Genomic DNA, 24,501 nt, shown 5'->3' on the forward strand with positions numbered 1-24,501 from the left:
GATCCCGATTTCACCCGACAAGTATCCTTTTTGAGACCTCACCGAGAGAAGTTTGCCATCGCGGCGCCTTCCAGCCATAGGCTGCTTTGAGCTTTTCGGTCGCCAATCGCGAGTTGGCGGGTCGTTTGGCCTTGGTCGGGTAGTCGCTAGTGCTGATTGGTCGAATTACAGCCGTCGGGCCTCCATGGACCGGGCTGGTCTTCATGATTTCGTCCGCAAAACCGCTCCAGTTTGTTTCACCCGTACCCGTCAGGTGGAAAAGGCCATAAGGCGCATTTCTGTCGTCGGAAAGAATCCGCTCGGCTATGTGAATGATACCGTCCGCGATATCCAGCGCAGATGTGGGGTTTCCCCATTGATCCGAAACGACGGATATTTCATCCCGTTCGGCCGCCAGCCTCATCATCGTTTTGACGAAATTCTTGCCGTAAGGGCTGTATACCCAAGCCGTGCGCAGGATGACATGTTGCGGGTTGGCGGACGCCACCGCCAATTCCCCCGCAAGTTTTGTCCGTCCGTAGACACATTGCGGATCCGTAGCGTCCTCTTCCGTATAGAGCGCGTTCGACGTTCCCGAAAAGACATAGTCGGTCGACAGGTGTATTACCGGAATATTGCGGGTGGCGGCCGCGCTGGCAACAGCGTGCGCTCCGGTCACATTTACCGCATGCGCCAGTTCTGGCTCGTCTTCAGCCTGATCGACGGCCGTATAGGCGGCGGCGGACACCACAATATCGACGTTGGCATCACCGATGGCATGTTGGATCGAAATCGGATCCGCGAGGTCCATTTCAGGTCGACCTACGGTGATTACCGTCACGTCGTGGAGCCCGGACGCCCTTTCGACAAGGCTACGCGCGACCTGTCCTTCCTTGCCGGTTACCAGCAGCTTCATGCCGCGCCCTTCATAGCTGAACCCAGGCGTTCGCCGGCGTAGGTCGTTTCCCTAATGGGCCGCCACCACCAGGAATTTTCCAGATACCAGGTGACGGTGCGCGCCAGGCCGGTCTCAAACGTTTCGCGAGGCTTCCAATCCAGCTCCCGTTCGATTTTGGAGGCGTCTATGGCATAGCGCCGGTCATGGCCCGGCCTGTCGGTCACGAAAGTAATCAGTTCACGATGGGACCTGCCGGATTTTCGCGGCTTCTTCTTGTCGAGAATATCGCAAATCGCTTCCACAACGCTCAAATTGGTGCGCTCGGCGCGGCCACCGATATTGTAGCGCTCGCCTGGCCCGCCTTTGGTGATGACGCAAGCGAGCGCTTGAGCATGATCTTCGACATAAAGCCAATCCCGGATGTTGGCTCCCGCGCCATATACAGTGAGGGGCTTTTCGTCGAGCGCGTTCAGAATCGCGAGCGGAATGAGCTTTTCGGGGAAGTGATACGGCCCATAATTATTGGAGCAGTTGGATAACACCACCGGCAAGCCGTAAGTCTCGTGCCAGGCTGATACAAGATGGTCCGATGCCGCCTTGGATGCGGAGTAGGGAGACGACGGAGCATAAGGTGTTTCTTCGGTGAAGATGCCGCTGTCGAATGGAAGATCGCCGAACACCTCGTCGGTGGAAACGTGGTGAAAGCGGAATGCCTCCTTTTTTTCGGACGGCAGGTCTCGCCAGTAGGTCAGCGTTGCGTTCAACAGGCGATAGGTACCGACGATGTTCGTCTCGATGAATGCGCCGGGGCCGTCGATCGAACGATCGACATGGCTCTCCGCAGCGAGATGCATAATCGCATCGATCTTCTCTGCCCGGAGAATATCGAGCATTTTGACGTCGTCGCATATATCGACCTGATGGAATCGATAATTCGGGTGATTTTCGATCTGGCGCAGCGAGGCGAGATTGCCTGCATAGGTAAGCTTGTCGACATTGACGACATTGATTTCGGGATTGCTTGCCAGATAACGGCAAACGGCCGACCCGATAAAGCCCGCTCCTCCGGTTACCAGTATGTTCTTCATCGGTATCCCATCCCTTAGCCAAAAACTTCCGCCGCGGAGAGCAGCGGCGCATTCCGGTCTTTGTCCGACAACTGTATTTCGGTTGCTGCAATCGGCCATTCTATTCCGATGGCCGGATCGTCGTAGCGGATGGATCGATCGTGTTCTGGCGAATAGACGTCCGTTACCTTGTAGACCACCTCGGTATCGTCTTCGAGCGTAACGAAACCATGGGCAAAGCCTTTTGGAACGAGAATCTGGTTCCACTTCTCCGCTGAAACGACAAGAGAAACCCACTTGCCGAAATCGGGCGATTCCCGTCTGATGTCGACCGCCACATCCAATATCGAGCCGCGGACAACCCGTACGAGTTTGTCCTGCGCGCGCGGGCTGAGCTGATAGTGCAGCCCGCGCAAAACGCCCTTTGCGGCGGAGTAGGAATGGTTGTCCTGAACAAACTCAAGATCGATCCCAGCTTCTGTGAAGCTCGATTTGTTGTAGGTCTCGGAGAAAAAACCACGAGCGTCGCCGAATTTTCGCGGCGTGATTTCGAGAACGCCATCGAGGCCTAGCGGGTTGATATTGATCATTGTTCGAAAAATTCCGCTACACGACGGCGCAGATAGGCGCCGTATTCTGTTTTTCCGAGCTTCTCCGCACGACGCATCACCTGCTCGGCGTTGAGCCAGCCCATCTCCATTCCGATCTCTTCAGGGCAGGCGATCTTGATGCCTTGCCGGTGCTCTATCGTGCGGACAAAGGACGAGGCTTCATGCAGGCTGTCATGGGTTCCGGTGTCGAGCCACGCATATCCTCGGCCCAATTGCTGCACATGAAGCGCGCCGCGTTCGAGATAGATGTTGTTGACCGTCGTGATCTCCAGTTCCCCACGGGCGGACGGCTTAATCGATGAGGCGATCTCGACGACGTCATTGTCGTAGAAATAAAGGCCGGTAACCGCCCAGTTGGATTTGGGCTTTGCGGGCTTTTCCTCAATTGAAAGGGCCTGGCCTGTAACCTTGTCGAAGGTGACGACACCATAACGTTCGGGGTCCTCGACATGATACGCAAAAACGGAAGCGCCGGATGTCCGCTTCGCCGCCCATTGGCACAGATTGGAAAGGCCATCGCCGTAATAAATATTGTCTCCGAGAATCATCGCGACATTGTCGTCTCCGATGAATTCGCGACCGATTATGAAAGCTTCGGCAAGTCCGTTCGGATGGGGCTGCTCGGCATAGGAAACGGCGATGCCGAATTCGCTTCCGTCACCCAGCAATGATTTGAACGCCACGAGATCGCGCGGTGTCGAAATCACCAGTATTTCTCGGATCCCCGCCAGCATCAGAACGCTCAGGGGATAGAAAATCATCGGCTTGTCGTAGACCGGGAGAATTTGTTTCGAGATCGTTAAAGTCAGCGGGTACAGACGTGTGCCACTACCACCCGCCAGAATTATTCCCTTCAACGTGCTCCCCCTTTTTGAAAGCTGATCCACGTTGTTGGTAAACCATTTTTGTGAGCGCAATTCAACACAGGGAAGTCCGTTTTCCTGTGTTTGGCGCGGTTCTTATTTTGGCCGAAGGCCACCCCGCCGGTATCTCTGAATTTGCGCTATTGACCGCTCTACAACTTGCCCATCATGCCGGCTGAAAAGAGGGCGGCGTTATCGATGAGGGTCTGCCTGCGGATGCCGGATCTCATGAGTTCCGATAGCGCCGTGAACGCAATCAGGCGGCGAATATGCTTGAATTCCTCAAACACTTTCCTGGAATCGGCATCGAGTAAATCCTCGCATCGTTCGAGGCTATCGATGTTGCGCTGGTTCCATACCGCGAATTCCCCCGCGAGTAGACGGCGAAGCCTGTCGATGCGGGCGCCTATGCTTGCGTTATCGCCAACCAGGTTCTTCTCATGGCGACGATAGCCGGTCCTGGGTGTCGGATCATAGATGACTTGCCCTCCAGCGCCGCTTACAAGCAGATATGACCACCAGTCGTGGCTGACGAAACCGGTTCGCCGTGCACCTTCCCGGATAATGCTCCAGGCGCGGCGATTGACGAGCATGGTATTTCCGCCACCGATATTCTGGACGATGGCGTTACGGAAACTCGGCTCTTTCCTGAATAGTGGGGAAACGCCGACCGGATTACCGCTTGCATCGATGATGCGGGTTCTCGATGCATAAAGCCCCGCCTGGTCAGCACAGCTTTGCGAAAGTTGCGCCACGGCTATTTCCAGCTTGTCCTCGTCCCAGATGTCGTCCTGGTCACAGAAAGCGAAGAAATCAGCCTCGATATCGCTGCGCATCATCAAGCTGCGGAAGTTTTCAGCAAAACCTCTTTGCGGACCAGCCAGAATTTGGAAATGCCCTTTTTTCCAACGCGCCTGCCACTGCTTCAGAAGGGCGAGTGAACCGTCGGACGAACCGTCATCGCTCGCCCATATGTCGATGGTGGGAATAGTTTGCGCTTCCAGCGACCTGAACTGATCATCCAGGAATTTTTCACCGTTGAGCACGGCCATCAAAATGGCGACGCGTGCCTCGCTTTCACTTTCAAGGGGCAGCATACGTTCAGGGGACAGCATGCGATCACCTGACCGGTATGTGGCCCTTGGGCCTGCCAATCAACTGGGCGCCCGGAATAACAGACTCAAGGTGATCAACGCCGATCCTCTCGAACTTAGGGCTCCGCGTTCGAGAGCTGTTTGCCGGATATGAAGATGTCGGCAAGTATCCGTGACTGTTGCACTGGATCATCTCTGTCCACCTTTGGCTGCCAGATTGCTTTCCCTTAGTTGGAACAACGATGCTTGAACATTGATACGCTCATGACGAGGGATAGGAAATAGAAAACTTTATGCAGATTCGAACAGAGGTCCACTTCGAAATTCCGAGGGGAGGCTGTAACGCGGTCTCCACTAAACGGCAACAGCGCTGTGATCAAGGTAATGTGAGGCAGGAAAGAAAAAGTGTACCGGCGCGTTTGGGCATTCTCTTGTCCCATCGTTGCCAGGTCATCGGATGCTCGGTTGAGGGAGGGGTAAGAGAAGCGCTACCATAGGTAGTGACTTGCGCATGATTGTCCGGGTTGGCGCTTGTTCTTTCGTCTCGAATTGAGGTTTGGAAGGAAATTCATGGACGCCAGTCTCTTCATTCAGTCTACGGCGATGCTGAATCAGGCGGGGGGTGCGGATAGAGCCGTGTTAACGGAGCGCTGTGCGCAATCGGGTTCGCGACGGGGCGTTGCTTCACATCTGCGGGGAATGCGGCTGGCCGTGGTGCGGTCGGCCGAAGCGGAAGCGGTCCGACGTCGCGGCGCGGACCATCATCATTTCGCCGATCGTCTCATGCGTCATCAGGCCGATCAGTCGGTCCGCGCCGTCTACGACGGCAATAGCCGGCACATTCGCCTCCTGCATAAGCCGAAGGCTCTCCCGGAGGTGCTTGCGATAATGGACCTTCGGAATATCGGTGCGCATTGCGCTGACGACGGGCGTTCCGGCGCCTCTTTCCTTCAACGCACGGATCATGTCGTCGCGCGTCAGCAGGCCTTCCAAATGGCCCGAGGCATCGACCACCGGAAACTCGCGCTGCGTGGTCGCAAGCAGCATCTCGATGGCATCGGCGATATTGGCTCCATGCTGGAGCCTCGCGAACTCGGTGATCATCACGTCGCCGACCAGCACGCTGCCGGCGACGTCGCGGATCTGGGCATTCTGCGCCTCGGCCGCCGCCGCGAGATAGACAAAGATGGCGATGAAGATCAGCAGCGGATTGTAGAACAGGCCGATGAAGCCGAATACGAAGGCAAGACCCTGCCCGATGGAGGCTGCGACCTGCGTCGCGCGCGACCAGCTAAGGCGTGAGGCGAGGGCGGCGCGCAGCACGCGGCCGCCGTCCATCGGAAAAGCCGGGATCATATTGAAGACAACGAGGAAGATGTTGACGCCGGCGAGCCTGGCGAGGAAGCTCAGGCGGGGATCCTCGATATCGGCCGTCGCCTCCATTCCCGTCGAGCCATGCAGCACGAGGAAGATGATGGCCGCAATCGCCACATTGACCAACGGCCCGGCAATGGCGATCACGAATTCCTGCCCTGGTTCCTCCGGCATGCGCTCGAGACGAGCCAGCCCGCCGATCGGCAGCAGCGTGATGTCGGGTGTCCTGATCCCGAAATAACGTGCGGCGGCGATATGACCGAATTCATGCAGCACCACGCAGGCGAAGACGGCGATGATGAACGCGACACCTTCCCAGGCCGCCGGCGCGCCACCGATCCGGTAATGCATCAGCCATATCCAGACGAGCAGAAGCGCGAAGGTGATGTGGACACGCAGTGCGGTGCCCGCAATCGTTCCAATCTTGAAGGACCAGGCCATGGCTTCCAGCCTTTTGAGACGCTGCCGCTTCCCGTTATCTAGTAAGCCATGGCGAAGATGACCAGTGGAACGAATTTGACATTCGATATCCGCTCGATGTCAGCCTCAAGATCGAATGCCAAGTTCAAAAGTTCCCCAGGTCCTGACCCTGGTACTCCGGCTATTGCGCTGCTGCCGTTGCGGCGGTCAGGCAGCGCGTCGGACAAGAGGGCGCGCGGCGGAGTATCTCCGTCAGGGCGCCGGCATTCTTGGCGTTACAGACATAGCTGAGATATTCCCGGTCATTCGTGCCGAAATCGCGTATTCCGCAGGATGCCGCCATGGTCTTTTCAGCCTGCTTCCAAAGTGTTTGAACGACCTTGGCGGTCTGCGGCGCTTTCAGTCCTTCCCAGGTCTCGGGGTGGTTCTTGCGCGCTTCGGCGGCATAACCCATCATGAATGCCATCATTGCGGCCAACCCATCGCGGTGATCAACCTGGGTGTCGCCCGGGCGCATCGGGGTGAGCTTGGTGGCCGAGCTCAGATCATGGCTATAGGCATTGAACTCATCCAGGAGATACATGAAATTATCTGCCGAAGAGGCTGAGCCCGGCTTGAGATAGGACTGGATGAACAGCGTATCATTGAAGTTGCGCCCCATCTGTCTGGCGATCAGCTTCGGTGCGAAGAACGTTTCGGTCTGGTGCGGGCGGGCGATATTGCCGCCTCCAATCAGCGGGAAGGAGTCGCGCTCCTCCGTGAGGTTGTGAACGGATTCATGCACGGCGGTCGCCAGGCCCAGCTGAAGATCATCACAGGTGATCCATGTCGTGAACTGGCTTTTGTCCTTCATTGCCCGGTAAACCTGATAACCGTGCGGTGAAAGTTGCTGCAGACTGTTAATGGCCTTGCTCTGGCATCCAGTATTCGGCGCGGCGCTGGCAGTTTCGGAAAGGCCGAAAAAGGCCAAAGCTATAATGGCTCCCTGAAGAATCCCACGCATCTTCTATCCTTTACAAATTACTAATTTTGGAGAGATGGCGGGCAATAAGCCGCAGGAATTTGTCCGGAGAATGGCTGAGTAAAAAAATATTAAAAAACCAGCTTATTCAAGAATAAATAAAAATCATTTTATCTGCTTAAAGCAGAATAAGTTCTGTTTTTCTTTTGATGATACAGAATTGATGATGATCGATTAGAGTAATTCAGGTTAGGTCGTTTCGGTCGAGGGGGCGGCTGATGGGCTTAGTACCGTGCATGTGTAATTCTCTATTTGAACCCAGGAGAGTATAGTCATGATGAAGTCCTTTAAGGCGCTCTTTGCCATTGCCGCTCTGGCAAGTGCATCGATGGTAGCGATTTCGGTTTCGGCGGAAGCCGCCGAACGGAATAAGCGTCCGATCGCCACCACGAAGGTCAGCACGACCTATCAGCAGGGAAATACCGTTCGCAAGGTTCGCAACGTTACCCGGTATCGGGACGTCGAGCGTCCGCGCACCGTGACGCACACGAGGCGTATCGTGAACGTCACGCGTGTCCAGCCGGTTACGCGCGTCAACACGGTCACCCGCGTCCATAACAGGACCGCGGTGATCCGCGAAAACCGTTATGGTTCGCAGACGAACGTCCTTCCCACCCGCCATATCCGGACGGGCAAGACGGTCGTCAATCGCGCTAACGTGCGTCCGACCTCCGAGACAGTCTACCGTTACAAGACCGTTCGGAAGGTGAACAACGTCACCCGTTACCGCGATGTCAACAACACCCGCTATGTGCGTCACGTCAACCGCATCGTGAAGGTCAATCGCGTTCAGCCGGTCGTGCGTGAGAATGTTGTCACGCGCATTCACGAGCGTCCCCGTGTCGTCACCCGCAACCAGTACGTCAACCGCGTGGAATATCTGCCGGAGCGTACGATCCGTACCGCAAAGACGATCCGGGTCAATGACGGCGTCCGTCGCAATAAGCGCGCTTACAGCGACTACTAAGTCTGTCTATTCCGCAATGGAATAGTCGGTTTGAATTGACGGCGGGTCGTTCTCGACCCGCCGTCATCTTTTGCTGAGAGCCGGAATCCGTTCCATTACATCGAGGTGCCGCGCAGAAAATTGAATGCAAGAGCGATCGCCACGAATATCATGGCGTAGATCAGCCAAAGCAATGTGTCTTTCAATGCGCGGCGGTTCGTCTCTTTCACTATCGGCCCCCAGATGAATTGTGGGCACAAGATTGTATGTCGATTAAAAAGTCAACTGCGGGTAGCGATTCCGCGAGAAATTCGTTAATGCGCCGTCGGTTATCTTTTATCCATACGCATGACAGAGCCGCCGTTATTCATAACAGGCGAAGTGCTGCAATCATCGCGCGAAAGCTGAAATTAGATGTGAGGGAAAGGAAGAGGCCCGACCTGGATGATGGTTGCGGGTGGGGGTCGGGCCTCAGTGCCGATGGAACATCCGGCTTGCAATTTGTGCGCTAAATATTGGGTGAGTCGCAACCCTAACAAATGGGGAGAACATTTGTTACTGGCGCTGCTCAAAAATACGCAACTGAATGGTTGCTTTTTGAGTCGATAGTCTTCATGATATAGGCAACCAGGAGGTTGCATCATGACTGATCGTATCGAGAAGAGCATTGATCTGAACGCACCTATCGAGCGGGTTTGGCGGGCATTGACCGACCATGAGGAATTCGGTGCATGGTTCCGGGTGCGGTTGAACGGACCCTTCGTGCCGGGAGAAATCTCGCGTGGTCACATCCTATATCCCGGTTATGAGCATCTGAACTGGGAAGCGGCCATCAAGCGGATGGACCCGCCGCACTATTTCTCATTCACATGGCATCCTTATGCCATCGATCCGGATGTCGATTATTCGCGAGAAGAGCCTACGCTTGTCGAGTTCCGGCTGGAGCCGATATCGACGGGAACGCGTTTGACGGTGATCGAATCCGGTTTCGACTCGCTCCCGAGCCACCGTCGGCCTGATGCGTTGCGTATGAATGAGGGGGGCTGGGCAGAGCAGATGAAGAATATCGAAGCCCATGTCGACGCATAGCATCCAGACGCGCGATCCGGACCCCGCGCCCATATTCGCGGCTTTGGGAGACCGGACCCGCCTCTCGCTGGTGATGAAGTTGAGCGACGGGCAGACGCGCTCGATTGCCAAGCTTTCAGCGGATACGGAGATCACCCGGCAAGCCGTCACCAAGCATCTTCGCGTACTGGAGAATGCGGGGTTGGTGAGCAGCAGCCGGGTGGGTCGTGAAAGCCAGTTCGCTTTGCGGCCCGAACCGATCGCGGAGATCAGATCTTATCTCGACGAGGTTTCCCGACAATGGGATGATGCCTTGTCGCGGCTCCGCTCTTTCATCGAGCAGTGATCGTCGCGGGCCTTCAGCCGGCTTTAACGGGAGCGTTAATGCGCAGATGTTGGATGTGAAGCCTCGTGGCCTTCCCTGGCGATGATGCCCGGGATAGGCGTCGCGGAGCATGAGCGAGCTGCCGTTGAGCATTCAGACGGAGGCGGGACTTCTTTTGTCCTGTTCTCTGCGATTATTCTCGATATTCGCTGCCGCGAAGGCTAAGGCTTCGATATCCCGATAGCCGAGGTTGTAGAGGCGCATTATCTCCCTGGCGAGCCGATCCGTATCCTTGCTTCCGTCCGCCTGCCCCAGAAGAGCAGCCGATTTATGATAGGCGGCCTGCATGATGCGCCAGTCTTCGCTTGTATAGGCGGATTCGGGGCCAGGATAGCCACCTCTTATCGGCATGTTGCTCTCCGTTCAACTGGGCTGGACTCTGGGTAAATGCTGCCATGAATGGAGTTGCCTGAGAAAAAAGTGTGGGCCGCACATCGGCAAGAGTCAAACGATTTCAGATATTATCGGCGTTTCAGATGTTTGCAATAATAATATAAATAGGCGTGCAACTCGGCGCCACAAAATTGCTGACGCTGAAGTTCTTCTTTAGCCTTTCTGTTATCATGCAAAACCACCTGGGCTGACAGAAAAAGGCGGTTCCAATTATTTTGGCTGCCGCTTGGCTGTTTCCAGCTCGACTTGCTCCCGCTTCAGATATTTGCGCGTCACCTCGTCGGCATGATCGGCGAGCCATGCGGCCATGGCTTCCTCCTCATGACAGATTTCCTCGCACGTAGCCACTGATTCAGCCAATCATCCATGGTCGCCATTTTGGGGCTCCTTCTTTCCGGGCGGTGCAGACGCCGCTGTTCAGTCGTGGATTATCTGAACCGGCAGCCTTGCTTCAGGTCCCGGTCACCAAACAGTGCACGGCGTTAAACTTCCCGGATATGCATTGTTCCGGGTGGCTGGTTCGGGTTTGGATTATTTCGAATGGCGCTGGACTTCTACCAGATCGCCGGTCGGGTAATCATCAGCCAGAAAATGGCGAGGACAGCGCCAAAGGCAGGAAAGCCGAAGGCGAACCAGAGCCGGAAGAGCCTGTGGTAGCGCGCGGGCAGAACGGCGTTTTTTGCCGCGGCCTCAGTCGCCAGACGCCGCATTTCCATCTGCATCCAGACTACGGGAAGCCAGAAGGCGCCGGTTAGGAGATAGAGCAGGATCGACAGGACGATCCAGCCTTCAGTGAGTGGATAACCAAGATGCCACGCAAGCGCGATACCTGTGATGGGCTGTGCGGCGACCGCGGTGGCCGTGAAAAGAAAGTCTGCAATCACGACCATACGCGCAACGGCGGCAATGATTGCGGCATTGCCCGTCCGGTGCGCCAAAAGCATGAAAAATGCTATGCCTGCACCGGTACCCAGCAGCACTGCGGCGCCGATCACATGCAGGTATTTGAGAATGAAATAGATCATTGAAGCGGTTCCCGCTTTCCAGGCTCTCTAACGCTCATCCAAAATGGCGAGGGCCACGAAATGTAGCGCCAATATGGGCCAAATCTTCATTAGCGGCCCGAGGGGTTCGTTCCAGAGTTCGGGGAGCAGGATCGTGCCCGCCACGATATAAAAGAGCGACAGGATGATCGCGGCGTATAGACCCTGCCGGGTGGTCCGGCGATAGGCGATCGCCAGTGCAACGAGAATATCGGCGATCGCTCCCGCCACCACGCCCGGAGCGGCCAATCCCCCGGTTCGCGCCTGGACCATCAGGTCGACGCCGGTATGAAAGCCACTGGTGAGCGATACAATTCCGGTGGCGATCCAGAACAACACCAGCACGGCAAGGATCAGAGGTTTGAGGAAATAGAGCTTTGCGAACCAGCGGTCCTGCACCATCACAGGTTTTGCCGCCAGTGCGGCATCGAGGGATTGGGGGCTGATGCCTGTCAGCCGGTTCCAGTGCGTCGCGTCGCCGATCGCACCGCGGCCAATCTCCTTTGCCGCGGTGGTTCGCATCGGTGATCGCCACCCGAGAGCCCCGACAAGATCGCCAGCCCGGTAGAGAAGTGCCGAAAGCGGGCGAGGCGCATCGAACTCATGAGCCGGACGCCATCCCAGCCATCGCCGATAGCTTGCCACGACCCCGCTCATGGTCAGCCTCTGCGGTCCGACCAGCTCGACCGCCACACGTGTGGGAGCGGACGCTTTCAGGAAGAAAGCGACGGTAGCGGTCACGTCATCGAGCTGAACGACCTGCAAGTCGCCTGTATCCTTCGTGACCGGTAAGACAGGAAGGGCGGCCAAGCCACGAAAGAGCGCGCTGGCCCCGAAAACAGCTTGGCCCAGCACCACCGCGGGGCGCAGGATAACCCAGTCAAGGTCACGTTCCATCAGAGCCATATCGCCGCGCAATTTGGTTTCCGAGAAAGCTGATACGTGGCCGCGGTCCACGCCGATCGCGGAAAACTGGATCACTCGCCGAATGCTCAGCTCCTCGCAGGCAAGGAACAGCGCCGATGCTCCGCTGACGTGGACTCCTTCCGTGTCCTCACGCGGGCTGTTCTGCAGAACACCGACACAATTGACCACCGCCTCGATCCCATGGAGGTGGGGAATCCAGTCCCGGGGATGCGTGGCCTTTGCCATGTCAAGCGGGATCATGCGCTTAACGGAAACGGGTACGGGGGTGCTACCCGGCCGTATTGCCGCGGCCACCTCGTGTCCTTCGGCGAAAAGGCGAGCGCATATCGCAGATCCGATCAGACCGGTCGCGCCGGTGACGAGAACTTTCATGCCTGCACTCCCTGCCGCGGTTTCTCTATCGCTTCTTCCTCAATCGGAAAGGAAATCGACTTGTCTCACACTAAAGATAGGGTGAAATCACAACAAAGTAGTCACCGCTCGTATACGCCGACCAGTTCGGCTTCCTCGATCAGGTGTTTTCGCGCCTCCCGCCAGATCTGCTGCGCACCGGCCTTGGCGGGAATATTGAGGTTCGGCACGTCGAGCGCGGCCAAACGGAAATGATAGTGGTGCGGACCATGCCCCACTGGTGGTTCCGGGCCATCATAGCGGCCATTGCCGAAATCATTCCGGGCATAGCTCAGCGCATTGTCATGGCTTGTATCGATGCTTTGAGGCAGCCCCTCGCGGTCAGGTGGGATGTTGTATATCGCGCAATGATAGAAGGTCCCCCTTGGGGCATCGGGGTCTTCCACAATCAGGACGAAGCTCTGCGTGCCTTCGGGGATTCCCGTCCATTTCAGCGGCGGCATCAGATTTTCGCCATCGCGCACATGTTTGACGGGAATGGTTTCGCCTTCGGCAAAGGTCGGACAGGTCAAGGTAAGCGGCATCGGGGTTCCTCTTGAAATTGCGTGAATACGCTTCCGCCGGAACCTTTTCGGCGTGCCTTGGTTCCCATCAACTGCAGTTTCTGAACCGTTGATGATCCGCTACATGCCTGAGAGGCAACCAAAGAGCCGCTACAAAAGGATGATCAAGAGGGCCGTCGCGGGCGCAGGGCGAAACCAGAGGCGGCTTATGACACCAAGCCCGCCGGTCGCGAACATGTCGACACGGTAAGCGGGCCGAGCATAACGAAGTCGCGGCATTCCGTGACGCCGCTTCCAAAGGATGATGAGATTAAGGGGGATGGCGGGAGCCGAATTTCCGATTCTACCAGTACGGGAAACGCCAAAGCCACGCTGTCTGCGGCGTCTGTTTCAGACGATCACACCACGCAGTTCATTGATCGCGATGAAAATCACCACGAAAGCGCAGGCATAGCTCAGCCACAACAACACATCTCTCAATCCGCGATCGTTTGTTTCCGGCATTGTTGTGCCCCCAAAAAGTTGTGAGAGATAAATAGTATTATTAACAGAAAGTCAACAGCGTATTCATCTTTTTATCGCGTTTTAATTGTGGAATTTGCGATATTCTAGATTGTGGACCCGGAGACAATGGGAGGGATGACCATTGCCGCCAAGTCCGGTGAGAGGCAAGATAGTAGCCGAACAAGCCTCTCTGCCGGCCAGGCTGGCATGCCGGCACCGGCGTGGTTGCCTGGCAGGCTATTCGCCCGCCACCGGCGTCGTCGTAACCTGTTGGGCACGACTTTGTTCCTCAGGGATTTCGAAGGGGCGTTGCCGTGACGCCGGAACCGTTTAGGCGCCCGCAATAAAGTGACGAGGCCCGGTTATATTTGGGGGCGGGGGCACCGGGCCTCGGCTGTCAAGCAACAGCTTCGGCAATGTGACGAAAGATCGGAAGCGAGGAAATATCCACATATTGCGTAAGCTCGGTCGAACGGCTTAATGCACCCTGCATTCTCCTGATATGGAGAGCCACTCTGTTTGTCTCACGCAAGTCCGGATGGTGAGCCAGGCCGGTCGCTTTCACCGGATACCAGTTGCATCGGCCAGATCAATTCGACCGTTTCCCTCGGATACTGGCCTTCGAATGCCGGCAGGGCCGAAAGCATGGCTTCGGCCAGTTTGATGCCGAGGTCGCGCAGCGAAATCCGGAAGCACGTCAATGTCGGCGAGAGAAACCGGCTCTGGGTACTCTCTCGAAAGCCGATGACGGCTATGTCGCGGCCCGGCTGGAGTCCCGCTTCGTAGAGGCGCCGATAGAGACCGACCGCCATGTTCTCGTTGACGAGAATGATCGCGGTCGGCATGGGCTCCTGCGCGAGAAGTCTGCACGCCACCTGATAACCGCCTTCTTCATTTCCATTGGCAGGCAGGATGAGGCTAGGGTCGAAGCCAATGCCGTTGGCTGCAAGCGCGCGCTTATAGCCATCAAGAAAGACATAGCCGAGATTGAGGTCACTGGCCGGCGTGCCGATCGCAATGCGCCGGTGGCCGAAGCCGGCGAGGCGGGTGACCGCCGTCGCGGCGACTCCTTCGAAGTCGAGATCGATCCAGGAATAGTCTCCCCTGGTGGCGCTGCGGCCCAGGGCGACGAAGGGAATCTTGCGTTCCAGCAGGAAATCGATGCGCGGATCGTGACGCATCGTCGCCGAAATGATCAGCCCGTCGACGAACCGGCGCCCGACCACCCGGTTCAAATAGGAGGCGGGGTCCTCATCCGTTCCACAGAGCAGCGCGACGAGATCGAGATGATGGCGGCGAAACACCGACTGCACGCCTTCGAACACCGGCATGAAGAAACTGCCGCCTGCATCGGCGGTCTCGATGGTGGACTCGATCATGAAGCCGATTGTATTCGTCGTTCCCTGCCTGAGGCTGCGTCCTGACTGGTTCGGCACATAGCCAAGCCGCTTGGCTGCCTCAAGCACCCGCTCGCGCGTTTCAGGGTTGACGTCCGCCTTGCCGTTCAAGGCACGCGAGACGGTTCCAATCGAGATGTCGAGATGGCGGGCAAGATCCCGAATGCTCACAGTTTTCTCCCTTCGCGTTTCAGGGGGTGCTGATATTCAACTGAATCTCAAACACTCCGACCACGAACCCCTTTCCGTCATAAAACACCGAAAAGAGGGATTGACAAAACCAAAATGGTATTATGAAATCGTAAACGTTTACGGAAGTCATTTTAAGCCGCCTAAATCGGTTTAATAATGAATTCCTGGGAGGAGATTGGATGCAGCGTGTCGTTCTAGTCGGCTGCGGAGCCATGAGCAAAGCATGGTTCGAGGCAAGCCGGGCCATTGGCGATATCGACATTGTCGGCATCATCGATATTGATACCGAGAGGGCCGAGGCGCGTGCCCGGGAATACGGCCTTGATCAGTCGATTATCTCCGACGATCTTCCAAGTGTACTCAAGAAAACCCAACCGGAACTTCTTTTCGACATCGTGATTCCGCAGGCGCGCCATGCGACCGTATCCGCCGGGCTCGACGCCGGCTGCCATGTGCTCTCGGAGAAACCGATGGCTGAAACGCTGGATGAAGCGCGCGATCTGATCGGGCGGGCGAAGAGGGCAGGGCGCATCCACGCCGTGGTTCAAAATCGGCGGTATGTTCCGCAGATCCGGCGCATCTGCCGGCTAATCCGTTCAGGCGCGATCGGCGAAGTGACGAGCCTCCACTGCGATTTTTTCCTCGCGCCCCATTTCGGCGGATTTCGCGAGGAAATGCGGCATGTGCTGCTGCATGACATGGCCATACACACCTTCGACGCCGCACGTCTATTTGCCGGGGTAGCCCCAAGCGCCGTTTATGCGCGGGAGTGGGAACCCGACAATTCTTGGTATGCCCAGGGCTCGTCCGCGGCGGCGATCTTCGAGTTTTCCAACGGAGCGGTCTTCACCTATCGCGGCAGCTGGTGCGCTGATGGCATGCGGACGAGCTGGGAAAGTGCCTGGCGCATCGTCGGCAGCCGGGGATCGCTCGTCTGGGACGGGCATGACGATATACAGGCCGAAGCCGTCACCTCCGGCAGAGACGGCCTGTTCTCCGAGGTGGCCGCCGTCGAGATACCTCCCCTCGATCGCTCCGACCGCACGGGCGGCCACCTCGGAGTGATGCAGGATTTCATTGCCGCGACGCGCGGTGGTCCGGCGCCCGAAACGGTGGGAGCGGAGAATATCAGGAGCCTTGCCATGGTGTTCGGCGCGATCGACAGCGCCGAAGCCGGACAGCGGGTAGAAATAACGATCTGAGGAGTTCCAATTGAGCGATCCGGCGAAATCCATCCGCATCGGCACGATGATCAAGGCCAATGCGCCCGATCCCGCCGCTTACGTGAAAAGTATCCTGCCCCATGGGTTCGAAAGCATCGAGCCGTTCTTCTGGCAGGTGATGAACAAAGATCTGCCGACGCTGGCGGCACAATTGAAGGAGGCGATCGGCGACGCGGATGTCAACATCTCGACGCTCGGTATGTTCGGCAACCCGCTGGAGGATACCGAGATTGACCGGGAGACACGACAAGGCTGGGAGGCGCTGATCGATCACGCGCATCTTTTCGGTGCAACGACGATCGCCGGATTTACCGGCCGGGTGCGTGGCAAGCCCATCGAAGAGAGCCTGCCGCGCTTCAAAAAGGTCTGGACCGAGCTTTCAAAGCGCGCTGCGGACAAGGGCGTGCGGCTCGCCTTCGAGAATTGCGCCATGGACGGCAACTGGGCAAGCGGCGACTGGAATATCGCCCACAACCCGGACGCCTGGGAGATGATCTTCAACGAAGTGCCCGCAGACAATCTGGGGCTCGAATGGGAACCCTGCCATCAGATGGTCTATCTGATCGATCCCATGCCGCAGATCCGCAAATGGGTGGGGAAGATTTTCCACGTTCATGGCAAGGACGCCACCATCCGCTGGGATGTTATCCGCGAGCACGGGATTTTCGGCAAGGAGAAGTTCGTGTTCATGCGCTCGCCGGGCTTCGGCGACACCAACTGGACCGATGTGATCTCCGAATTGCGCCTCGCCGGCTGGTCCGGATCGGTCGATATCGAGGGCTGGCACGATCCAGTCTATCGCGACGATCTGGAAATGACCGGTCAGGTCCATTCTCTTAATTATCTGAAGAAATGCCGTGGCGGCGGTTTCGTCGCCAATCCGTGATTTGAGATCGGTATGGAATACGTCCGGCTATGGGGAGGGCCGGGCGGATAGGGGAGAAAGGCAAGCCCGCACTATGCGACTGCCTTGAATTTCAGGAGGAGGAAAAGGCATGAAACGCATCGCATCATGGATCGCAGGCGCGGCGGCGCTATTTTCCGCCGCAACGGCACAGGCCGAGCCGGTAACGCTGGAAATCTGGACCATCGACCGGCCGGATCAGTACATCTATCTCGTCAAGGACGAGTTCGAGAAAGAGCATCCCGACATCAAGCTCAATCTGAAGACCGTGCAGTTCCGCGATATGGTCAATGATCTGGCGCGGGCCATGGCGACGGGCGAGGGGCCCGATGTCACTTATATCGACAATCCTGAAGTGGCGCTCTTCGCCTCGCGCGGGCTGCTGCTCGATCTGACGCCGATGATCGAGGAATCGAAGATCATCAAGAAGGAGGATATCTTCCCCGGGCCGCTCGCCTCGGTGACCTGGGACGACAAGATCTACGGCATTCCACGCGGCGCCAACACCATCGCGCTTTATTACAATGCCGATATGTTCAAGGCGAAGGGCCTTGATCCCGACAAACCGCCGCGCACATGGGACGAACTCTATGATGCGGCGAAAAAGCTCACCGATCCCGCCAAGAACGTTTACGGCCTTGCCTTTTCCGCCGTGGCAACGGAGGAGGGCACGTTCCAGTTCCTGCCCTGGCTGCAGATGACCGGCGGCGACTATAACAAGGTCGATACCGATGGCGGCGTGAAGGTACTGGAGTTCTGGGGCAAGCTCATAGACGAGAAGCTGGCCTCGCCCGACACGCTGATCCGCAGCCAGTATGATTCCACCGCCACCTTCAACGCCGGCAATGCAGCCATGGCGATTTCGGGTCCCTGGGAAATGCCGCGCATGGCACGAGAGGCGAAATTCGAATATCGCGCAGCGCTGCTGCCGATTCCGCAGGAAGGTGCTGCGCGGGCATCGGCGCTGGGCGAAGGCGACAACGTCATCCTCGCCAACTCGAAGCATCCGAAGGAGGCCTTCGTCCTGATCGAATGGCTCTATTCCAAGATGCCTGAGGTCTGGAACCGCTTTGGCTTTCTGCCTGCCTCGAAGGTGAAGGTGGACAATCCGCAATGGCCGGAAATCTACGCCGTGTTCGAGGAGAGCATGAAATACGCCCGCAACCGCGGTCCGCATCCGGAGTGGCCGAAGATTTCCAAGGCGGTCTATACGGCCATCCAGTCGTCGCTGACGCACCGGAGTGAGCCGAAGGCGGCGCTGGGGGCGGCGCAAAAGCAGATCGACGGGGTGCTGGGGAGGTAGGGCTATTTAGAGCAGAGGGGGGTTACTGTCCCGCCAACGTTAAAAGTAAAAAGGGAGGGGACCATATGCAATCCATCATCCGGACGATCCGGGACGGCAGCGGGTTTGATATTCTGCTGCTGGGGTTCGCCCTTGTCTATCTCGTGACGTTTTCGGCCTTCCCGATCATCTACAACATCGTCATGTCGCTGCAGACGGTCGACATGTTCACGATCGCCTCGTTCAGCCGTCCCTTCGTCGGTCTCCAGAATTATTATAATATCCTCTCGCAGCCGATCGCTTCACTCGTCTTCTGGAACACGGTGAAGTTTGTCGTGCTCTCCATTGTATTCCAACTGTCGATTGGCTTCGGCCTCGCCCTGTTCTTCAACCAGGATTTTCCCGGCGCGACATACCTGCGCGGCCTGTTCCTCGCGGGGTGGATCATGCCGGCGCTGGTCGTCGGTGCCATCTGGAAATGGCTGCTCGCGGGCGATTTCGGCGTGATCAATCATATCCTGATGTCGCTGGGGATAACCGAAGGGCGGATCTTTTGGCTCTCCGATCCCGATATCGCGCTCTATGCCGTCATCATCGCCAATGTCTGGCTCGGTATCCCATTCAATATGATCCTGCTCTCGGTCGGGCTCGCTAGCATCCCGCGCGATGTCTATGAGGCGGCGGAGCTGGACGGGGCGGGGCCGTTCGAGCGGTTCCGTTCGATCACGCTGCCCCTGATGCGCGCGCAGCTTGGCGCGGTCATCTCGCTCGGCATCATCTTCACGCTGCAGCAATTCGACCTGATCGCGGCGCTGACGCAGGGCGGCCCGGCGGATAGCTCGAACGTGGCGCAATACTGGTCCTGGCAGCTCTCGTTCCAGACTTATGAGATATCGCTCGGCAGCGCCGTCTCTGTGATGATGATCCTGTTCGTCATCGTGGTCGCGGCCATCTATGTCCGCTCCACCCGTCACGAACACAGCTACTGAGGGGCCCGGGCAGATGAAACGCTATGTTCTCTTTCTCATCGGCCTCACCATCACGGCGGTCTATCTCTTCCCGCTCTACTGGATGTATCTGACGGCCTTCAAGGGAAGCTCGGAAATCTTCCAGTATCCGCCGAGCTTCTGGCCCAGCGACCCGCAATGGAACTTCCTCCAGGTGTGGAAGGAGCGGGACATGGGACGATATATCTGGAATTCGCTGCTGATCGCCGTCGGCGTCACCGTCCTTGTGACACTGCTTGGGACCGGATGCGCCTATGTGCTGGCGCGGGTGCGCAATATCTGGATGGACATGGCGCTCTTCGCCATCCTCATGATGCAGGTGCTGCCATCCTCGCTGATGGTGACGCCAATCTTCGTCGCGTTCAATCAGCTCGGCCTGCTGGCAAGCCCGCGCCTTGCGGTCATCCTGGCGCAGACGGCAAAGGTGCTGCCGCTTTATATCGTGCTCTGCCGCGCCACCTTCGTGCAGGTGCCGCGCGAGCTGGAGGATGCGGCGCTCGTGGACGGCTCCTCGCGCGTCGGGGCGTTCTTCAACATCATGCTGCCGCTTGCGAGGAACGGCATCCTCGTCACTTCGGTGCTGATCTTCCTGCAGTCCTTCGGCGAATATGTCTATGCGCGCTCGCTGATCGCGAAAAACGAGCTGCAGACGGCGACGGTTGGCCTGCAGACCTTCATGGGACCCAACGCCAATGACTGGAACGGCATCATGACCTATGCCGCTATCTATGTGACGCCCATCCTTATTGTTTTCATGCTGCTGCAACGGCGCATCGTCAGCGGCCTGACCGCCGGCGCGCTGAAATGAGGTGATCTCCATGCTTCAGATCGAAATCGACCGTCTCAACAAGCATTATGCCGGATTTCACGCGCTGAAGGATATCAATATCGCCATTCCGCGAGGTTCGTTCGTTGCGCTTGTCGGCCCGTCCGGCTGTGGCAAGTCGACATTGCTGCGCACGCTGGCGGGGCTGGAGAAGACGAGCTCCGGCGATATCCGCATCGCGGGGACAAGCGTCATAGGCAAGCCGCCGCGTGAGCGCGACGTCGCCATGGTGTTCCAGTCTTATGCGCTCTATCCGCATATGGATGTGGAGCATAACATGAACTATTCGATGCGGCTCAAACGCCGACCCAAGCCGGAGATCGCCGAGCGGACGCGAGCGGCGGCCGAGACGCTGGGTCTTGGCAGCCTGCTCGACCGTCTGCCGAAGGCGCTTTCGGGCGGCCAGCGGCAGCGCGTCGCCATGGGACGCGCTATCGTGCGCAACCCCAAGGTGTTCCTGTTCGACGAACCGCTCTCCAATCTCGATGCGGCGCTACGGGTCCATATGCGCTCGGAGATCCGTAAGCTGCATGAGCGGCTGAAGGCGACTTCGGTCTATGTCACGCACGATCAGGTCGAGGCGATGACGATGGCCGATCATATCGTGGTCATGCGCGCCGGCGTGGTAGAGCAGCAGGGAAGTCCGCTCGACCTCTACGACAAGCCGGCCAACAAATTCGTCGCCGGCTTCATCGGCTCGCCCGCCATGAACTTTATTCCCGCCATTGTCAGTCCGGACGGCCATTCGCTCACGATCGAAGGCGATGCGGCGACGATGCTCGTGCTCGATCGCAAGCTCGCTCCCGGAGCGCGCTTGTGGGCAGGTCTCAGGCCCGAGCATTTGTCACTAACACCTGTTGCGGGGAGTCTCGCTATCGATGCGGTGGTTGCAAGCGTCGAATCCACCGGCAGCATGACTTTCATCATGGTGGCTGTCGGTGCACAGCAACTGGTGGTGGCGCATAGTGGCAGGCCCGGCGTGGAAAAGGGAGGGGCCGTCCGTCTCCATATCTCTCCCCGGAATATTCATCTGTTCGACCGCGAAACGGAACTTGCCGTCTCTGGCTGAGCAGATCTTGGCCTGATTCCGCTGGTGCAGGCAAGGCAGATCCGATAGCTTGACTTGATATGTTATTACGTTACAAGACGAGATGTTGAAGGTCGAGATGGTTCGGTTACGGGCCGTTTCGTCGGAGTGAATTCAAGGGGAGCCCAGGCGGGTATTCGGATGAGGTGAAATCGTGCCGTCCCTTCATCTTGACGGCAGGCTTCTGACGGGCCTAAAACGTGGGTGACGGTTCCCCGAGGAAGGACTTCCAGGGGATTAATAGGGAACACGGTGCGGACGACCCAATAGGGACCAAGACCGTGGCTGCCCCCGCAACTGTGAGCGGATTGCCGAGCGTCCTCGTGACGTCCTTCTCCTAGAGGATGTCATGCCACTGTCGGGTTCATTCCCGACGGGAAGGCAGATGTGAAGCAGATATCCGCAAGCCAGGAGACCTGCCGTCGAAGTCGAAAAATCCAATTCACGGGCGGGGTTGCCCGTAGAGGAGACATCATGGCAAAGCCTTTCAGCCGGTCTGCCGGCTTTATCAACTCGTTTTCCCTCCGCTTGATCGGTCATCGCCGATATCGGCCTGAAGCATAAGTTCCGCACGGCCTGGATCATCAAAGGGGAAAACCATGCAAAATTCCAATCCACGGCGCCTCCGGGGGGGCGCTTTCGCTATTGCCAGCCTTTTCGGCCTCATTGCCAGCGTTTCAACAGGCGATGCCGCCGAACAAACGAAATATCCGCTGACGCTTCAGAATTGCGGCGTCCCGGTCACCTTCAACAAGGCGCCGGAGAGGGCGGTCACCATCGGCCAGAGCAGCACCGAAATCCTGCTGTCGCTCGGCCTCGCCGACAAGATGGTGGGTACCGCCGTGTGGGTCGGCCCTGTTCTTAAAGGGTTCGAAAGCCAGAATGAAAAGATCAGGCGGCTTGCCGACAACAGCCCGAGCTTCGAATCGGTGGTCGGACAGGAGCCGGATCTGGTCGCCGTCCAGTTCGAGTGGGATGTCGGCCCGAATGGTGCGGTCGGCACGCGCGAGCAGTTCTCCGAGCTTGATATCCCGACCTATGTCTCGCCTGCGGATTGCGTTGCCAAGGACAATTCCGGCGGGGGCGACGGCGTCCGCAAGGTGCCGTTCACGATGGAGCTTGTCTATCAGGAGATCCGCGAACTGGCGGGGATATTCGATGTCCAGGAGCGCGGCGAGCAGCTCGTGGCCGATCTGAAAAAACGCGAGGCGGAAGCCATCGCCTCGGTCGCCGGGACCAAGGCGGCGGGGCTGCCCATCGTGTTCTGGTTCTCCAGCAAGGACCTCAAGGGTGATGCCTTCATCGCCGGCAAGAACGGTGCGCCTGCCTATATCCTGCAGGCGCTCGGCGCGAAGAATGTGATCGATACGGAAGAGGAATGGCCGCTCGTCAGCTGGGAGACCATCGTCGGCAAGGATCCGGCAGTGATCGTTATCGCGGAGATGGATCGGCGCCGCTATGCCGCCGACGATCCGGCAGTGAAGATCGGGTTTCTTGAATCCGATCCTGTCACCGGTCAGCTCGACACCGTCCGGAAGAAGCACTTCGTCATGATGGATGCGCAATCGATGAACCCGACGATCCGCACGATCGACGGGATCGAGGCGCTCGCCGACGGCATCAGGCAATTCGGGCTGACGAATTGAGCATCCATCCCATGCAGCGGGGCAGGCGGGGCATGTATGCCTCGTTTGCCGTTCTTTCGATCGCGGCACTTATCGTCTCCATCGCCATGGCGGTTTCCCTCGGCGAGATGGCGATTCCTCCCGCGACGACTTTCAAGGCCATCGCCAATCGGCTGTTCGGCACGGAATTTGTGCTGAGCGGCATTCATGAGGGCATCATCTGGAATTATCGGTTGAGCCGCGCGCTGGTTGCCGCCTGCTGCGGAGCGGCGCTGGCGCTTTCCGGTGTCATCCTGCAGGCCCTGTTGCGCAATCCGCTGGCCGAGCCCTATGTGCTCGGCATTTCCGCCGGTGCTTCGACAGGCGCGGTGGCGGTGATGATCCTGGGCTTCGGTCATGGCATGCTCACCCTGTCGAGCGGGGCTTTCATCGGGGCAATCGGTGCATTTGGCTTGGTATCCATTCTTGCCGCCGGTTCCGGCGGCGGTCATGATCGGATCATCCTGGCGGGGGTCGCCGGCTCGCAGCTCTTCAACGCCCTCACATCCTATATCGTCACCACATCGGCCAATGCCGAACAGGCGCGCGGCGTGATGTTCTGGCTGCTCGGCAGTCTCGGCGGCGTCCGCTGGCCGGATGTCTATCTCGCCGCGCCAGTGGCGATCGGCGGCTTCGCCGTCTGCCTGCTCCATGCGCGGGCGCTCGACGCCTTCACTTTCGGATCGGATGGAGCGGCGGCACTGGGCGTCCCGGTCGCCCGGGTGCGGATCGTCCTCTTGGGGCTCACCTCTCTCATGACGGCCGCCATGGTCAGCATCGTCGGTTCGATCGGCTTCGTCGGTCTCGTCATCCCGCACGCCGCTCGCTTCATCGTCGGCCCGATGCATCTGCGTCTCATCCCGGCGGCGGTGATCTCGGGGGCGATCTTCATGGTGCTGGCGGACGTCCTCTCTAGGATCATCGTCCCGCAGCAGATTTTGCCGATCGGCGTGGTGACGGCGCTGTTCGGTGCGCCGGCTTTCGCGATCATCCTCTATCGCGCGAGAAGGACAGTCTGAGCGTCACCGGAGTTGAGCACAGGGATCGAGCAACAGCGTCGTGGCGCCGGCCCATGCGATGCCGAAGAGCGAGAGCACGCCCAATATCCGCATGACCGATATAACGAAAGAACGGTCGCCGTCGGAAGCGGCGTTAAAGCGGAAGAGCCGCGCCATTCGGCGTGGACGCCAAAGGGTGAGCCCGACCGCCGCCATTGCAATCACGGTCACGCCGGCCACCAGCACCGATATCAGCCATGGATCTACCGCCGCCGTGCCGGTGATCCGGAAGGCGCAGAGGGCGGATTGCGGTCCGTAGACCAGCAGGAGATGAGCCGCCCAGACGATCGGCCCGATCAGCAGGTAGAGGATTGCCCCGGCGACCGGACCGGCATCGTTTCCAGCTTTCATCTC

The 24,501-nt window shown here is 58.1% G+C and carries 24 protein-coding genes and 1 riboswitch; of the genes, 11 read left to right on the forward strand and 13 right to left on the reverse strand.

Features of this window, described 5'->3' with window-relative positions; translation table 11 throughout:
* Positions 1–10: 10 nt before the first annotated feature.
* The 7 genes from rfbD to ATN84_RS13400 form a co-directional block, all read right to left on the reverse strand.
* Positions 11–895 carry a dTDP-4-dehydrorhamnose reductase gene (rfbD, locus tag ATN84_RS13370; protein WP_068882148.1) on the reverse strand — a complete coding sequence of 295 codons (885 nt, stop codon included), beginning with the start codon at positions 893–895 and terminating at the stop codon, positions 11–13.
* Complete coding sequence (gene rfbB, locus ATN84_RS13375; RefSeq protein WP_068882149.1) at positions 892–1,965, reverse strand: dTDP-glucose 4,6-dehydratase; 1,074 nt, start codon at positions 1,963–1,965, stop codon at positions 892–894. The genes rfbD and rfbB overlap by 4 nt, the downstream gene beginning before the upstream one ends.
* Positions 1,966–1,979: 14 nt before the next feature.
* A complete protein-coding gene (gene rfbC, locus ATN84_RS13380) occupies positions 1,980–2,534 on the reverse strand; it encodes a dTDP-4-dehydrorhamnose 3,5-epimerase (RefSeq protein ID WP_068882150.1) in 555 nt (184 codons plus the stop codon).
* Positions 2,531–3,412, reverse strand: a complete 882-nt coding sequence (gene rfbA, locus ATN84_RS13385; protein WP_068882151.1) for a glucose-1-phosphate thymidylyltransferase RfbA — start codon at positions 3,410–3,412, stop codon at positions 2,531–2,533. Before rfbA ends, rfbC begins: the two co-directional genes overlap by 4 nt.
* A gap of 158 nt (positions 3,413–3,570) precedes the next feature.
* A complete protein-coding gene (locus ATN84_RS13390) occupies positions 3,571–4,533 on the reverse strand; it encodes a glycosyltransferase family 2 protein (RefSeq protein WP_082766284.1) in 963 nt (320 codons plus the stop codon).
* A 663-nt stretch (positions 4,534–5,196) separates the two neighbouring features.
* Entirely contained in the window at positions 5,197–6,327 is a 1,131-nt protein-coding gene (locus tag ATN84_RS13395; protein WP_068882153.1) for a site-2 protease family protein, read from the reverse strand.
* Between the two features lie 160 nt (positions 6,328–6,487).
* Positions 6,488–7,159: a hypothetical protein gene (locus tag ATN84_RS13400; RefSeq protein WP_161939577.1), complete on the reverse strand. Its 672-nt coding sequence runs from the start codon at positions 7,157–7,159 to the stop codon at positions 6,488–6,490.
* 442 nt (positions 7,160–7,601) lie between these two features.
* Here ATN84_RS13400 and ATN84_RS13405 point away from each other — a divergent pair, with 442 nt between their 5' ends.
* The 3 genes from ATN84_RS13405 (at position 7,602) to ATN84_RS13415 (ending at position 9,687) form a co-directional block, all read left to right on the forward strand.
* Positions 7,602–8,294: a hypothetical protein gene (locus ATN84_RS13405; RefSeq protein WP_068882155.1), complete on the forward strand. Its 693-nt coding sequence runs from the start codon at positions 7,602–7,604 to the stop codon at positions 8,292–8,294.
* A gap of 621 nt (positions 8,295–8,915) precedes the next feature.
* On the forward strand, positions 8,916–9,362 hold the full coding sequence (locus tag ATN84_RS13410) for an SRPBCC family protein (RefSeq protein WP_068882156.1): 447 nt from the start codon (positions 8,916–8,918) through the stop codon (positions 9,360–9,362).
* The gene (locus ATN84_RS13415) at positions 9,349–9,687 is read left to right on the forward strand and encodes an ArsR/SmtB family transcription factor (protein ID WP_068882157.1); all 339 of its coding nucleotides are present in this window, start codon (positions 9,349–9,351) and stop codon (positions 9,685–9,687) included. Before ATN84_RS13410 ends, ATN84_RS13415 begins: the two co-directional genes overlap by 14 nt.
* Before the next feature lie 132 nt (positions 9,688–9,819).
* On the opposite strand, the gene ATN84_RS13420 is transcribed toward ATN84_RS13415, so the two are convergent.
* The 5 genes from ATN84_RS13420 to ATN84_RS13440 form a co-directional block, all read right to left on the reverse strand.
* Complete coding sequence (locus tag ATN84_RS13420) at positions 9,820–10,077, reverse strand: hypothetical protein (protein ID WP_068882158.1); 258 nt, start codon at positions 10,075–10,077, stop codon at positions 9,820–9,822.
* A gap of 596 nt (positions 10,078–10,673) precedes the next feature.
* The gene (locus tag ATN84_RS13425; protein ID WP_068882159.1) at positions 10,674–11,144 is read right to left on the reverse strand and encodes a DUF2269 family protein; all 471 of its coding nucleotides are present in this window, start codon (positions 11,142–11,144) and stop codon (positions 10,674–10,676) included.
* A gap of 27 nt (positions 11,145–11,171) precedes the next feature.
* Positions 11,172–12,461, reverse strand: a complete 1,290-nt coding sequence (locus tag ATN84_RS13430; protein WP_068882160.1) for an SDR family oxidoreductase — start codon at positions 12,459–12,461, stop codon at positions 11,172–11,174.
* Positions 12,462–12,562: 101 nt separating this feature from the next.
* The gene (locus ATN84_RS13435) at positions 12,563–13,024 is read right to left on the reverse strand and encodes a YbhB/YbcL family Raf kinase inhibitor-like protein (protein ID WP_068882161.1); all 462 of its coding nucleotides are present in this window, start codon (positions 13,022–13,024) and stop codon (positions 12,563–12,565) included.
* A gap of 1,007 nt (positions 13,025–14,031) precedes the next feature.
* On the reverse strand, positions 14,032–15,075 hold the full coding sequence (locus tag ATN84_RS13440; protein WP_068882162.1) for a LacI family DNA-binding transcriptional regulator: 1,044 nt from the start codon (positions 15,073–15,075) through the stop codon (positions 14,032–14,034).
* Between the two features lie 200 nt (positions 15,076–15,275).
* On the opposite strand from ATN84_RS13440, the gene ATN84_RS13445 reads away from it, so the two are divergent.
* The 8 genes from ATN84_RS13445 to ATN84_RS13480 all read left to right on the forward strand — a co-directional run bounded on the left by ATN84_RS13445 (position 15,276) and on the right by ATN84_RS13480 (position 24,108).
* A complete protein-coding gene (locus tag ATN84_RS13445; protein WP_068882163.1) occupies positions 15,276–16,298 on the forward strand; it encodes a Gfo/Idh/MocA family protein in 1,023 nt (340 codons plus the stop codon).
* A 10-nt stretch (positions 16,299–16,308) separates the two neighbouring features.
* Entirely contained in the window at positions 16,309–17,205 is an 897-nt protein-coding gene (locus tag ATN84_RS13450; RefSeq protein ID WP_068882164.1) for a sugar phosphate isomerase/epimerase family protein, read from the forward strand.
* Positions 17,206–17,314: 109 nt separating this feature from the next.
* Positions 17,315–18,526, forward strand: coding sequence for an ABC transporter substrate-binding protein (locus tag ATN84_RS13455; protein ID WP_068882165.1), 1,212 nt, complete (start codon positions 17,315–17,317; stop codon positions 18,524–18,526).
* A gap of 65 nt (positions 18,527–18,591) precedes the next feature.
* Entirely contained in the window at positions 18,592–19,494 is a 903-nt protein-coding gene (locus tag ATN84_RS13460) for a carbohydrate ABC transporter permease (RefSeq protein ID WP_068882166.1), read from the forward strand.
* 13 nt (positions 19,495–19,507) lie between these two features.
* Positions 19,508–20,320, forward strand: a complete 813-nt coding sequence (locus ATN84_RS13465; RefSeq protein WP_068882167.1) for a carbohydrate ABC transporter permease — start codon at positions 19,508–19,510, stop codon at positions 20,318–20,320.
* A gap of 10 nt (positions 20,321–20,330) precedes the next feature.
* Positions 20,331–21,407 carry an ABC transporter ATP-binding protein gene (locus tag ATN84_RS13470; RefSeq protein WP_068882640.1) on the forward strand — a complete coding sequence of 359 codons (1,077 nt, stop codon included), beginning with the start codon at positions 20,331–20,333 and terminating at the stop codon, positions 21,405–21,407.
* Positions 21,408–21,616: 209 nt separating this feature from the next.
* A riboswitch (cobalamin riboswitch) is annotated at positions 21,617–21,863 on the forward strand.
* Positions 21,864–22,024: 161 nt separating this feature from the next.
* The gene (locus ATN84_RS13475) at positions 22,025–23,071 is read left to right on the forward strand and encodes an ABC transporter substrate-binding protein (RefSeq protein ID WP_068882168.1); all 1,047 of its coding nucleotides are present in this window, start codon (positions 22,025–22,027) and stop codon (positions 23,069–23,071) included.
* Positions 23,072–23,103: 32 nt separating this feature from the next.
* On the forward strand, positions 23,104–24,108 hold the full coding sequence (locus tag ATN84_RS13480; protein ID WP_425287402.1) for a FecCD family ABC transporter permease: 1,005 nt from the start codon (positions 23,104–23,106) through the stop codon (positions 24,106–24,108).
* Between the two features lie 3 nt (positions 24,109–24,111).
* Here ATN84_RS13480 and ATN84_RS13485 read toward each other — a convergent pair whose 3' ends face one another.
* Positions 24,112–24,498, reverse strand: a complete 387-nt coding sequence (locus ATN84_RS13485) for a hypothetical protein (protein WP_068882170.1) — start codon at positions 24,496–24,498, stop codon at positions 24,112–24,114.
* Positions 24,499–24,501: the final 3 nt, after the last annotated feature.

The sequence above is a fragment of the Paramesorhizobium deserti genome, assembly GCF_001558695.1.
GTDB classification, from domain to species: domain Bacteria; phylum Pseudomonadota; class Alphaproteobacteria; order Rhizobiales; family Rhizobiaceae; genus Paramesorhizobium; species Paramesorhizobium deserti.